Consider the following 12,476-nt stretch of genomic DNA (forward strand, 5'->3'; position numbering starts at 1 on the left):
GCTGCAGCTATATCAAGCAGACAGGGCAATGCCGGTCAGAGGACTTTTAGCCACAAAGCTTCGGTTCGGAATTAAACTTGCGGCATTGAATTTTAAGAAACTGTCAGCATATCTGGACAGTCTGGATCAGTGCGCCTTACTTTCAGCAAACAGCTAAAAAAGCAACAAAGAATCTGAATGTATGTTAATGGAAAACACTACTAATATGAAATATTTGTTGTCTTATATGAAATTTTCAAGGTACGTTAGTTAATGAGTTACTATAAAACGAGTGTTTTGACGCCCATATCATTTTATAAAAATGACTAGTCAATATTACTAAATTCAAAGGTTAATTTTCCTATATCTTACAATATACTATCTATGATATCTTTCAGATAAGTAAAAGCGCGCGTAAAAAACTTAAAATAATCTTGGAGGATTATCACAATGAGAGATAAGAATAATTGAGAGATTGCAAAATCTCAAATGTTTGGATACGCACTTTTTGGCTGTGGAGCTAATTGTCTGGGTGGTATTCTTGGTTCTTTTTAACACTGTATCTGACCGACAACCTGCTGTTGTCCATGTCGTTTATTGCTTTTATGATGTCTGCCGGACGTATTATCAACGCAGTGACAGAATTTTTAAGCGGTTTTATCATTGACCGGACACACACTTTGTCTCTGGGTAAATATGACGCTCAGGCTGCAAATAATGGCATTGCACAATCTTCTGTCACCCTGTTTGCTGAAAGATGCGGATATGCAGTCGTTCCTTTGGTCTGTAGCATTTTGTTAGTTTTGATTAGTAACTTTATGAATGCAGATGAAGAAGTTATAAAATTGAGAAATACTCAATAAAGGAGAGAATTCTAATGACACAATTATTCAATAAATTTTATATTCCTGAAGATGTAGGCATTTCCTCTGTAGCTATTGCCCAGTTTCTGAAAGAATGTGATGAAATAAATTATAAATTGCGGACTCTTCATATTGTTCGCCATGATAAAGCGATAGCAGAAGTTTCCAAATATCCGTTTTGTGCACTTGATAAAAGATTGGTATATTCCGTAAGCAAAACATTTACATCCACGGCTATAGGGATTGCGGTAAAAGAAGGTTTGTTGCGGGTAGATGATTTCCTTCTTGATTATTTTCCGGAATGTCGAGATTTGGACATGGATGATGCAGCCCGTACCATAAAAATTTGCCATCTTTTGACTATGAGTACAGGTCATGGCGTGGATACAGTGGGAGATATGTGCAATGGCATAAGACCCTGGCCGGAAATCTTTTTTACCAGAAAAATAGTATATGAGCCAGGAACTCATTTTGTCTATAATTCCGGAGGAACTTATATGCTGTCAGAACTTATCAGCCGTGTGACTGGCATGTGCCTGAAAGATTGGTTACAGACGCATCTATTTGATCCTCTGGAGATTACAGATGTCAGTTGGGATAAACATGGAGATGTTAACACTGGAGCATGGGGGCTTTTGATTGCTCCACGTGATCTCACAAAACTGGGACTTTTGTACTTACATAAAGGTGTTTACAATGGCATACGCATTCTCACGGAAGAATGGGTTACGGAGGCATCATACCCCCACATTTCCACAAACGTGCAGGGATGTGCCGGATGGGGCCGCCACTATGGATATCAAATTTGGGAGAACAGTCCGGGGAGCTATCGTGCTGATGGAGCATTTGGCCAGTATTGCATGGTATTTCCGAAAATGGATATGGTTATTACAACTACTGCTGAAGAAACGGATGGAAGCAGAATTTTCCCTCTGATTGAAAAGTATATCCTTAATAACATAACTGAGCAGCCGAAACCTCGTGATGCATGGTGTTACCAATACATGAAAAACGTAATGAACCAGTGGGAAACTCCCGTTGTATATTCGCCGAGTGCTTCTTATCTAATGCATATGCTTCAGGGAAAAGAATTTGATTTACGCAGTCGTACATCAGATGAAAAACATACTCTTCGCTTTGAAATTGGCAACAGCCGTATGGAGTTTGTAATCGATGAAATACAGACTATTCACAGTTCCTGTACTGTTGATTTGTTTGGAGAAACCACATATGCAATTGAAATTCCGTCAAATAGCCCACTTATTGGAGACGAACAGAGAAACCGTATTTGGAAATATGCTGCCCATCACAGTTGGGTAGACCAGAGTACCCTTATTTTGACTATATGCTGGCAGGAAACCGGGCATTCACAAACATGGAAATTCTATTTTCATGAAAATACCTTGACTTTGATTGTCACAGATAGTACTAAAGGAATGTTTGAATTGTCTGGTGCGGTGAGTGACCGGAATGTAAGATTTGCTGATATGATTTTTGATGGTGCTTTTAGATAGAAACACGTAAAAATACTCCGGGGATTTTTATTTTTCCCCGGAGTATTTCTGCCAATATCATCATCTCTTCCTTCAATAAACGCCAGGATATCATCCAGTGATCTGTCACTATGAGAATACGCTTCATAAAGAGTAGTTTTTATCTTTTCAGATTTTCCATATTATCCTTCTTCTTTTCCGGTATACTTCTTCCATTTGACACTCCCCACAGCAAGGGGTTTTACGACGCATTGGATAAGCAGCAAGCTTTCGGATCACGCCATTATCCCTTACAGAATAATGGATTGCATCGATGTAGAGAATAGGATAGACCTCGTCCAGTGGCCGGTTCTTCCAGTCTTCAATCCGTGGCAGAATCTTATCCGTCACATCAGAAATTTGAACGCAAAGCAAAAAAATTCCCCCGCACCAGTTACTTCCGGTACAGGGGATTTGTCATACTTTATTTTGTTTTCTTCTTTAAAAATCCAATCGATGTCTTACAGATCAGTTTATCGAAAATCATAAACATTGCCGGCAGAATAAGGATAACAACGACCATACTGATGATCGCGCCCCGCGCAAGCAGGGTACAGATGGAACCGATCATCTCAACCTGAGAGTAGCAGGCTACACCGAAGGTTGCGGCAAAGAAACTCAGGCCACTGCTGATGATGGACGGCATACTGGTCTTATGCGCAATACTGATAGCTTCTTTTTTGTCTTTTCCATTCTGGCGCTCTTTCTGATAACGGGTTGTCATCAAGATAGCGTAGTCCACGGTTGCACCGAGCTGAATCGCTCCGATTACGATGCTGGCCACGAATGGAAGGCTGGTTCCCTGATAATACGGGATTGCCATATTCAGCATAATTGCAAACTCGATGACTGCTACCAGAATAATCGGCAGAGAAATCGATTTGAAGATCAGCAGAATGATGATAAAGATTGCACCAATGGAAAGCACGTTTACGTTGACAAGGTCAGCATCGGTAACATCCTGCAGGTCTTTCATCAACGGTGCTTCACCGATGACCATTCCATTTTTATCGTAGGATTTTACGATTTTGTCAATCGCTTTGACCTGTTCGTTTACTTCATCTGTTGCGGACTCATATTCAGAGCTCACAAATGCAAGCTCATACTCATCGCTCTGCAGCATGCTTCGGAGATTTTCCGGGATCATGGATTCCGGAATCGTCGGTCCAAGCAGGGAACTCATGCTGATGGTCGATTTGACACCTTTTACGTTGCCGATCTCCTCCATCATTTTCTTTTTCTGTTTGGAATCCATATCGCGGTCCATCATGACGATGTGCATGTTGCTGACGTTGAACTGCGCTTTTACTTCATCGTTTGCCACGTTACAGTCCAGGGTAGATGGAAGGGAACGTGCGATGTTGTAATAAATCTGGGTATGATTGTTTCCGTAGATCGACGGGAACAGCAGAACCAGGAAGATCACAACCCATACTTTATAATGTTTGGTGATAAAGGCGGACGGTTTATCCAGGCTTTTTACCAGCGGTTTGTGTCTCGTTTTCTCAATTGCCTTGTCAAATACCAGAACCATGGCCGGCAGGACGGTGACACAGCAGACAACGCCGATCAAAACACCTTTTGCCATAACGATACCAAGGTCGCGGCCAAGGGCAAAGGTCATAACACACAGTGCCAGGAAACCGGCTACGGTGGTAACGGAGCTTCCGGCTACGGATTTGAACGTGTTGGCGATTGCATGGCCCATCGCACGCTCTTTGTCATCCGGGAAACGCTTTTTATTCTCCTCGAAACTGTTCAGCAGGAAGATGGAGTAGTCCATCGTAACACCAAGCTGCAGCACGGCGGTCAGCGCTTTTGTGATGTAGGAAGTCTCACCAAGGAACACGTTGCTTCCCAGGTTGTAAAGGATTGCAAGTCCGATACTTAACAGGAACAGGATCGGAACAACGAAGGAAGTCGATGTCAGCTCGATGACAACGAGGCTCAAAACTGCGGCGATGACAACGTAAACCGGCAGCTCTTTTAATGCTACGTTTTTGATATCGGTAACAACACCGGTCATACCGCCGATGAAGCACTGCTCGTTCGCAATTTTACGAAGATCCTCGATTGCCTCCATGGAGTCATCGGAAGAAGTCGTATTATCGAACAGAACGAGCATCATGGTTGCATCCCCATTGTAGAATGCTTTCCGGAGTTTTTCCGGGATCATCTCAACCGGCACGCTGATGTCTGCCACATCGTCATACCATAAAACTTCTTTTACGTGGTTTACCTGCTCGAATTTTTCTTCGAGTTTCTGTACGTCCTTCATTTCCATGTTTTCCACGACAACCATGGAGAACGCACCCATGCCGTATTCATCTACCAGAATGTCCTGTCCTTTTACAGTTTCCAGATGCTCCGGCAGATAGCTGAGCAGATCATAGTTTACTTTCGTTGCTGCCATTCCGATGACTGACGGAATAATCAGCAGAAATCCAATGATCAGCATCAGAATCCTGTGCTTGGCAATCCATTTGCCAACTTTAACCATTTTCATTCATCTCCTCTGATTCATTTTTAACTTGTTTTTCTAGTACCACATCTTACAACTTAAATGACTATTAGTCAATATTTGAAATGGTGAAAAATGAATTTTGGTCATTTTTTGTTTACTTTTACAAAAAATAACGGAAATCGGAAATGGGAATCGTTGATTTTTCTGCGCATCAAAAAAGAGTGCCTGGCTCCTTCGTCCTGACACTCTTTTTTATGCATTTTTTTATTTCACTTCAACCAGCTCAATCTCAAAATTCAGCTCTTTTCCAGCCATCTCATGGTTGGCATCAAACGTGATATTGGTCTCGTCTTTTGCAGTAACTTTTACCGGGAACGGCTGGCCATACTGGTTCTGCAGATAAACCTGCTGTCCGATCTCTACTTCCTCTGCTCCCGGAAGCTGTGCGATCGCAACGGTGAAAATTGCGTTCGGATCCGGCATTCCGTAAGCCTCCTCCGGCATCAGATGGATGTTGACTTTTTCGCCGACTTCCATCTCTGCAACGGCTGCATCGAAGCCGCGGATCATCTGCCCCACACCGCAGATGAACTCGAGCGGTTCGCCGCGGTCGTAGGAAGAATCAAACTGGGTTCCATCGTTGAAGGTTCCTCTGTAGTGGGTACGGCAGGTTTTTCCGACATTCTTACCTTCCATAACCGGAGTCGGTGCACCGCATCCGCCGCCGCAGGTTCCGCAGGAACCGCCGCAGGAGCTCTCCTCTTCCTCATGGCTTCCGCAGTGGTCGCCGCAGGAATGGCCTTCCTCGTGATCGTGGTGATCGCAGGTTGCACCCGCAGATGTGAGCGTTCCGTTTAAGTAAGCTTCCACCGCTGCATCCACATCTCCCTCCGCTCCGGAGCAGAGCTCTACGCCTGCCTCAGCAAGAGCAGCCTGTGCACCGCCGCCGATGCCGCCGCAGATCAGAACATCCACGCCCTGCTCGGAAAGAAGGCCTGCCAGTGCGCCGTGGCCGGTTCCGTTGGATCCGATCACTTCGCTGGAAACCACCTGATTGTCTTCTACTTCGTAAACCTTAAAATTCTCTGTTTTTCCAAAATGCTGGAAAATATTCCCGTTATCGTATGTAACTGCAATTTTCATCTAACTAAATCCTCCGTAGTTTTTTCTTACGCCTCTTTTTCCTGCATAAAGGCTTCAATTTGGTCTGGATCACGCATCAGATTCTCGGAAAGAACCTCGCATCCGTCCTCTGTAATCAGGATATCATCCTCGATCCGGATTCCGATCTCCCACTCGTCAATATAAAGACCCGGCTCATCGGTGATGATGGCACCTGGACGCAGCTTGTCGTTCCATGCCGCGGTCACATCGTGTACATCGATGCCGAGGTGATGGGAAACGCCGTGCATGTAATAGGTTCCGACATCCTCTTTCTTCTCGATCAGGCCAAGTTTCACACAGCCCTCGCCGAGAACATCCTTTGCGATATCGTCGAGCTCTTTTAATGTCATACCCGGTTTTGCTGCTTTTGCAACGGCGCGGTTTGCTGCCAGAACAACGTCGTAAACCTGTCTCTGACGGTCCGTATATTTCCCGTTGACTGGATACGTTCTGGTGATATCTGCGCAGTAGCCCTGGAATTTTGCTCCGAGGTCCATCAGAAGCAGGGTCTCATCCTCGCACACGTCACGGTTGGTGTCGTAGTGCAGCATCGTTCCGTTTGCACCGCTTCCTGCGATCGTCGGGAATGCGGTTCCGTCTGCTCCCTCGTGGAAAATCTTGTACTCGAAATCAGCCTGTGCCTGATACTCGGTGCAGCCCGGTTTCAGATTCTTCATCACGAATTTCAGCGCGTCGTCGGTGATCTTGATTGCCTGGCGGACGAGAGCGATCTCATCCTCATCTTTCTGCATCCGCAGTGCTGCGATGACAGGAGCAATGTTTTTAATCGGTCTGCCTGGAAATTTCTTTGCGAACTCCTCTGCCTTTACCATGTTGTAATCCGGCAGATCCTCGACCTGATAGCGGTAGCAGTCGAAATACAGGGTTCCGATGTCCTCGCGTGCCATCAGACGGTTTACCATGCCCTCAAAGGAATCCAGGAAACGAACGTCATCGATTCCGGTGATCTCCTGTGCCTCGGATACGGTTACTTTTCTTCCAAACCATCTCTCCTGGTTCAGATCCGCTTCCTCGATAAACAGAATGGATTTCTCCTCTTTTGCGGTCTTTTTCATCATCAGGATCATGTGATCTCTGCGAAGGCCGGTCAGATAGAAAAAGTTGCGGTTTGCTTCAAACGGCAGATATTCGTCTGCGCTGACATGCAGCTCGATTCCAGAAAACAAAAGCAGTGCGGAATCCTGGTCCATTTTATCAAAAACCTGTTTTCTTCTTTCTGTAAAGTTCATCTGTCTTTCCTCACTTTCTTTTAGAGCCTGCCAAGATCTGTTTTCGGCTCCTCTACTAAGATAACACGTTCGTGCTTTTTTTCCTACCTTTTTCCTGCTTTTCTGTAAAAATTCTTATTTTATTCCGCACTTTCCAGTCCTTTGACAACTTCCAACGCTTTTTCGAGCTGCACATCGCTCGTCGCGTCATCCGGCAGCTCCACCTCGACATCCGGCGTAATGCCGACCTTGTGGATGTCGTTTCCGAGCGGCGTGTAATAATGGGCAATCGTCAGTTTCACCACGCTGCCGTCCGAGAGCTGGAATGTATTCTGGACAATGCCTTTTCCGAATGTCGTCGTTCCGACAATCGTTCCGATGCCGTAATCTTTGACTGCTCCCGTGAAGATTTCTGCCGCACTTGCCGTATTTTCATTGACCAACACGACGAGTGGAATCGAGATCGGGGTATCGCCGTCGCAGGTATACTCTTCCCGTTTTCCATTTTTATCCTCGGTATACACGATGAGTCCCTCCGGCAGGATCTGGCGCAGGGTGTCACAGACTGCCGTCACGAGGCCGCCCGGATTGCCGCGCAGATCGATGATCAGGCGCTCCATGCCCTGATCCTGCAGTGACTGGTATGCTTTCTGGAACTGCTCGGAGGTAAGCCCTGTAAACTCGCTGATGGCCAGATAGCCGATCTTGTCGTCCAGCATTTTACCGTCTGCCACAATCGCCGCAAGCTTCTCTTTTTTGACTTCCGTTTCAATCAGATCCGCCTCGCCTTCCCGCTCGATGGAAAGCGTCACGGTATCGTTCTCGCTGTTTTTCAGAAGACCGACCGCATCGTTGAGGCTTAAGCCTTCGAGTGTCTGCCCGTCAATCTTCACAATGCGGTCATCCGCCTGAATACCGGCCTTCGCCGCCGGGGTATCGTCCTGTACGCCGGTGACCTGCAGCTTATCGCCGTCCAGCGTCACCGTAACACCGATGCCCTGATAGTAACCCTCCTGCGCTGTCTTGATCGCTTCGTATTCCTCTTTTGTGTAATACGTAGAATACTTGTCGCCGAGGCCGCTGATCATCCCTTTATACATCGCATTCGACAGCTCTGTGTCATCCACATCGCCCGCGTAAAGCTGGCTGATCATCGCTTTGATCGCCGCCGTCTTCCGCCACGACCAGAAGCCGCCGGGGTGGTCCGCACTGCTTCCCGGCCAGAGAAACGTTGTTCCGACAAGCACGATCATTACAAGCGCCAGCATCGAAATCATGCCCGCAAAGTAGCTCTTCCGCATCTCATTTTTTCGGTTTTTCTTTCTGTTTCTGCGCTTTTTCGGTTTTTCCTGCTCTGCCGCTTTTACGCCCTCTTTTTCTTCCTTCATCAGTTCTTCCAAAATATGCCTCCCAATCGAAAGATCCCGGAATCTTTTGACGGATTCCGGGACTTATTTTTACTTCATTATATTGTCTAATCCTATCAGACTTTCAAGTGTTTTCGAATCGTAAAGATACTGCCGACAAGACCGATTCCCATACCGAGAATGAGTCCGACTGGAAGCAGAATCCGGAAGACGGCCGATACCGGCATGAATGCCATAAAGTTCGACAGTACGCTGAACTCCGTCATAACGTAGCTGATGACTCTGTTGTATACAACGTACAGCAGCCCCAGCGGAATCGCTGCTCCGACAAGACCGATCAGGATACCCTCGATCAGGAACGGAGCCCTTACAAACAGGTTCGTCGCACCGATCAGCTTCATGATACCGATCTCCTCTTTCCGGACCGAAATACCGATCGTGACGGTATTGCTGATCAGGAAAACAGATACGGCAAGAAGAATCAGGATGATCGCGATGGAAACGTAGCCAATGACACGGTTCATCGTCGTCAACGTTGTTGTTGCGCCCTCGGCCTGTTTAACCTCACGGACACCGTCCAGCGAGCGGATATACTCAGCCAGTGCATCCTGCGTCTCTACCTGGTATACGTAAACCTCGTAGTGAGCAGAAGTTGCGAGCGGGTTGTCGTTTGGCTTAAAGCCGTCCTTGTATTCCTCTTTTCCTTCGAAATACTGTTTTGCAAAGTTTTCCCACGTCTCATCCGCGGAAACATACTTACATTCCTTGACCACATCGGTCTTGGCCTTGATCTCCGTTCCGATCTCATCGATCGTCGCCTGATCCACATCTTCGTTGAAGAAGACGGTCATGGATACGTCTGTCTCGGCATTTTTTACGATGTAGTTAAAGTTGATGACAACCGCAAAGAAGATACCGAACAGAAAGATACAGGCTCCCATGGTTGCGATGGATGCCAGCGAGAACATCTTGTTTCTCCAGATGTTTTTGACACCCTGTTTGATGCTGTAGCCCAGTGTACTAAACCTCATGGTACTCGCCCTCCTTCTCATCGCTGACTACCACGCCTTTTCGCATGGTAATAACGCGTTTTTTCATGGAGTTGACGATCTCACGGTTGTGGGTTACCACAAGAACGGTCGTTCCTCTGTTGTTGATTTCCTCCAGGAGCTTCATAATCTCCATGGAGTTTCCCGGGTCCAGGTTTCCGGTCGGCTCGTCCGCCAGAAGAATGTCAGGCCGGTTGACAATGGCTCTTGCCACGGCAACTCGCTGCTGCTCTCCTCCGGAAAGCTCCTTCGGGAAGGATTTGTACTTCTCTGCCAGTCCGACCAGCGTCAGGACTTCCGGCACGCGCTTTTTGATGACGCGGTTCGGTTTCTCGATGACACGCTGTGCGAATGCTACGTTTTCATAGACATTCCGGTCTTTTAAAAGGCGGAAATCCTGGAATACGACGCCGACACCGCGGCGGTATTTCGGCACTCTCCAGCGTTTCATTTTATTTAAGATCTGTCCGTTTACCTTAATGGTACCGGATGTGGGCTCGAGTTCTTTCAAAAGGAGCTTGATCAGCGTCGATTTTCCAGAACCGCTGTTTCCCACGATAAAGACGAATTCCCCCTTCTCGATGTGTAAGGATACGTTGTTGACGGCCGGCTGGCCTTTCGCGTAACTCTTACTTACACTATCCAATGTTATCATGCAATTCCTCCTTCAAGGGTTCTCGCTTAATAATCGAGCGTTTCCATGTATTTCATGTACTGCACAACCATAAGCGCAATCTTGAATGTGATCGCATCTTCAAAAACTCTAAGATCGAGTCCCGTGCTCTTCTGCAGCTTATCCAGCCGATAGACAAGGGTATTTCGGTGTATATAAAGCTGTCTCGAGGTTTCCGAGACATTCAGAGAATTTTCAAAGAATTTATTGATCGTTGTCAGTGTCTCCTCATCAAAGTCATCCGGCGATTTGTTGCCGAAAATTTCTTTGATGAACATTTTGCACAGTGGGATCGGAAGCTGGTAAATCAGACGGCCGATGCCCAGTGAGCTGTATGCATAGATATCATTCTCAGCGGAGAAAATTTTTCCGACGTCCATCGCCATTCTGGCTTCTTTATAGGAACGCGATACTTCTTTGATCTCCTTGACAATGGTACCGTAAGCAACGTGGGTTTTCCCCTCCTCATCTCTTCCTGCTGCTTCCAGAATGGTGGCTGCCACTTTGTTCATCTGGGCATAATCCTCACCTGGAGCAAGTTCTTTTACGATGATGATGTTTTTCTCATCGACGGCAGTGATAAAGTCACCGGATTTGGTACCGAGCAGACTCTTGACGCTCTCGAGCGCCCCGCTGTTCTTATCCGGATTTGTCTCAAGAATAAATACAAGGCGGCGTGCTTCCACTTCAATATGTAACTTCTTCGCCCTGTTGTAGATGTCGACCAGCAGCAGGTTGTCGAGCAGCAGGTTCTTGATAAAGTTGTCTTTATCGAAGCGCTCCTTGTAGGCGGTAAGGAGGCCCTGAATCTGGAAGGTAACCATTTTCCCGATCAGGTGAATGTCATCGTTTCCGCCTTTTACAACCAGAATGTACTCCAGCTGGTGTTCATCGTATACTTTAAAAAACTGATAATTTTTCATGGTCTGGGAATCTGCCTGAGACTGCGCAAACGTTACAATATCATTCTGGCTGATCTCAACCTCCGGAAACGTCGTTACCAGAACCTTTCCTTCTACATCAGTCACGCAGAGTTCGACACGCGAAATATTTTTGATTCCCTCAATGGTACTCTGTAAAATCTGATTTGAAATCATATTTTCTTCCCTCTTTCATCCTATAGTTTGTCTCCGGCTGCACCCGCTTTCATTGCCAGGCATATCCACACCCCTATGGTTCTGCGCCTGATGCAAAGTACCTCACAGATATACTTATTTTAATACAAAATAGACAAAAAAGGAAGAGAAAACACAACATTTATACCACAAAATACGTAAAAAGGTCAGGAGAAATCCGTCTGGAAGCCCTCTCCTAAGACCTCTCTTGCATCCGACACAACGACAAACGCGTCCGGATCGATCGTTCCTACGATCTGTTTGAGCTGCGGGATCTGTTTTTTGCCCACAACACAGAATACCATCATACGCTCTTCGCCCGTGTACATTCCCTTGATGTGGATGCCGGACGCGCCGCGGTCGAGTTCTTTCATGAGCTCATCGGCTACCTGCTCCGGATGCGCGGTAATGATAAACGCGGATTTCGCATAATTCATACCTTCCATCAGGGCATCCGTCATTTTCGTCGTCACGTAGATTGCCACGATCGCATAGAGCGAAGCGTGGATACCGAAGACAAAAATACCGGCGATGACGATGATTCCATCAAGCACCTGCATAACCTGTGCAACGGAATAGTGGCGCAGCTTTCTCTGGATCAGAGCCGCCATCATATCCGTTCCGCCCGTCGTACCGTTTCCGATGAAGACGAGGCCGATGCCTGCTCCCATCAGAACGCCGCCGAACAGTGCGGAAAGCATCCTGTCATCCGGCACCAGCTGCAGCACCGGGAGAACGGCAATCCAGAACGTATTCATCAGGGTTCCGAAGATGGTTTTCACCAGAAAATCGCGGCTCATACGGATTCCGAACAGAAAGAGCGGAATGTTCAGCACAAGGTTCGTCACCCAGAGCGGAACTCCTTTTCCGAACAGCATCTGGCTCAGTTGTTTGATGACGATTGCAAGACCGGAAAATCCTCCGGTAACAAGCCCCGCCGGGTCGTAAATCGAGCTGGTCGCAACCGCCATGACCGCGGTTCCCAGCGTAATCAGCAGATAATCTCTCCACTGCTGTTTGTTCCGTATCCAGTTCATGAAC

The 12,476-nt window shown here is 46.8% G+C and carries 10 protein-coding genes and 1 pseudogene; 2 read left to right on the forward strand and 9 right to left on the reverse strand.

Features of this window, described 5'->3' with window-relative positions; translation table 11 throughout:
• The first annotated feature begins 503 nt into the window (after positions 1-503).
• Both DWZ44_RS08015 and DWZ44_RS08020 read left to right on the forward strand, forming a co-directional pair.
• Positions 504-842: an MFS transporter gene (locus tag DWZ44_RS08015; RefSeq protein ID WP_117804616.1), complete on the forward strand. Its 339-nt coding sequence runs from the start codon at positions 504-506 to the stop codon at positions 840-842.
• Between the two features lie 14 nt (positions 843-856).
• Positions 857-2,356 (forward strand): serine hydrolase domain-containing protein, encoded by a 1,500-nt coding sequence (locus tag DWZ44_RS08020; RefSeq protein WP_117804617.1) that lies wholly within the window; start codon positions 857-859, stop codon positions 2,354-2,356.
• A 234-nt stretch (positions 2,357-2,590) separates the two neighbouring features.
• On the opposite strand, the pseudogene DWZ44_RS08025 reads toward DWZ44_RS08020, so the two are convergent.
• The 9 genes and pseudogenes from DWZ44_RS08025 to DWZ44_RS08065 form a co-directional block, all read right to left on the reverse strand.
• Positions 2,591-2,734 (reverse strand): annotated as a pseudogene (locus tag DWZ44_RS08025) (transposase); the annotation flags it as partial.
• A gap of 64 nt (positions 2,735-2,798) precedes the next feature.
• A complete protein-coding gene (locus tag DWZ44_RS08030) occupies positions 2,799-4,874 on the reverse strand; it encodes an efflux RND transporter permease subunit (protein ID WP_117804618.1) in 2,076 nt (691 codons plus the stop codon).
• A gap of 228 nt (positions 4,875-5,102) precedes the next feature.
• Positions 5,103-5,981: a NifB/NifX family molybdenum-iron cluster-binding protein gene (locus DWZ44_RS08035; RefSeq protein ID WP_117804619.1), complete on the reverse strand. Its 879-nt coding sequence runs from the start codon at positions 5,979-5,981 to the stop codon at positions 5,103-5,105.
• Between the two features lie 26 nt (positions 5,982-6,007).
• The gene (locus DWZ44_RS08040; RefSeq protein WP_055220735.1) at positions 6,008-7,252 is read right to left on the reverse strand and encodes an aminopeptidase P N-terminal domain-containing protein; all 1,245 of its coding nucleotides are present in this window, start codon (positions 7,250-7,252) and stop codon (positions 6,008-6,010) included.
• Positions 7,253-7,371: 119 nt separating this feature from the next.
• Complete coding sequence (locus DWZ44_RS08045) at positions 7,372-8,631, reverse strand: S41 family peptidase (RefSeq protein WP_243002040.1); 1,260 nt, start codon at positions 8,629-8,631, stop codon at positions 7,372-7,374.
• A gap of 83 nt (positions 8,632-8,714) precedes the next feature.
• Positions 8,715-9,629 (reverse strand): permease-like cell division protein FtsX, encoded by a 915-nt coding sequence (ftsX, locus tag DWZ44_RS08050; protein ID WP_022461639.1) that lies wholly within the window; start codon positions 9,627-9,629, stop codon positions 8,715-8,717.
• Entirely contained in the window at positions 9,619-10,302 is a 684-nt protein-coding gene (gene ftsE, locus DWZ44_RS08055; protein WP_022461638.1) for a cell division ATP-binding protein FtsE, read from the reverse strand. The genes ftsX and ftsE overlap by 11 nt, the downstream gene beginning before the upstream one ends.
• 26 nt (positions 10,303-10,328) lie before the next feature.
• Positions 10,329-11,417, reverse strand: a complete 1,089-nt coding sequence (locus DWZ44_RS08060) for a PucR family transcriptional regulator (protein WP_117510479.1) — start codon at positions 11,415-11,417, stop codon at positions 10,329-10,331.
• 185 nt (positions 11,418-11,602) lie between these two features.
• Complete coding sequence (locus DWZ44_RS08065) at positions 11,603-12,472, reverse strand: YitT family protein (protein WP_117510478.1); 870 nt, start codon at positions 12,470-12,472, stop codon at positions 11,603-11,605.
• Positions 12,473-12,476 lie beyond the last annotated feature (4 nt).

Origin of the sequence: Blautia sp. AF32-4BH (assembly GCF_003460565.1) — a bacterium.
Lineage (GTDB): Bacteria > Bacillota > Clostridia > Lachnospirales > Lachnospiraceae > Fusicatenibacter > Fusicatenibacter saccharivorans.

Excerpts from the sequence above, each read along its gene's own strand:
- ftsE (WP_022461638.1), bottom strand. The coding sequence starts at position 10,302 with ATGATAACATTGGATAGTGTAAGTAAGAGTTACGCGAAAGGCCAGCCG.
- DWZ44_RS08065 (WP_117510478.1), bottom strand. The coding sequence starts at position 12,472 with ATGAACTGGATACGGAACAAACAGCAGTGGAGAGATTATCTGCTGATT.
- DWZ44_RS08060 (WP_117510479.1), bottom strand. The coding sequence starts at position 11,417 with ATGATTTCAAATCAGATTTTACAGAGTACCATTGAGGGAATCAAAAAT.
- ftsX (WP_022461639.1), bottom strand. The coding sequence starts at position 9,629 with ATGAGGTTTAGTACACTGGGCTACAGCATCAAACAGGGTGTCAAAAAC.
- DWZ44_RS08035 (WP_117804619.1), bottom strand. The coding sequence starts at position 5,981 with ATGAAAATTGCAGTTACATACGATAACGGGAATATTTTCCAGCATTTT.
- DWZ44_RS08040 (WP_055220735.1), bottom strand. The coding sequence starts at position 7,252 with ATGAACTTTACAGAAAGAAGAAAACAGGTTTTTGATAAAATGGACCAG.
- DWZ44_RS08020 (WP_117804617.1), top strand. The coding sequence starts at position 857 with ATGACACAATTATTCAATAAATTTTATATTCCTGAAGATGTAGGCATT.
- DWZ44_RS08030 (WP_117804618.1), bottom strand. The coding sequence starts at position 4,874 with ATGGTTAAAGTTGGCAAATGGATTGCCAAGCACAGGATTCTGATGCTG.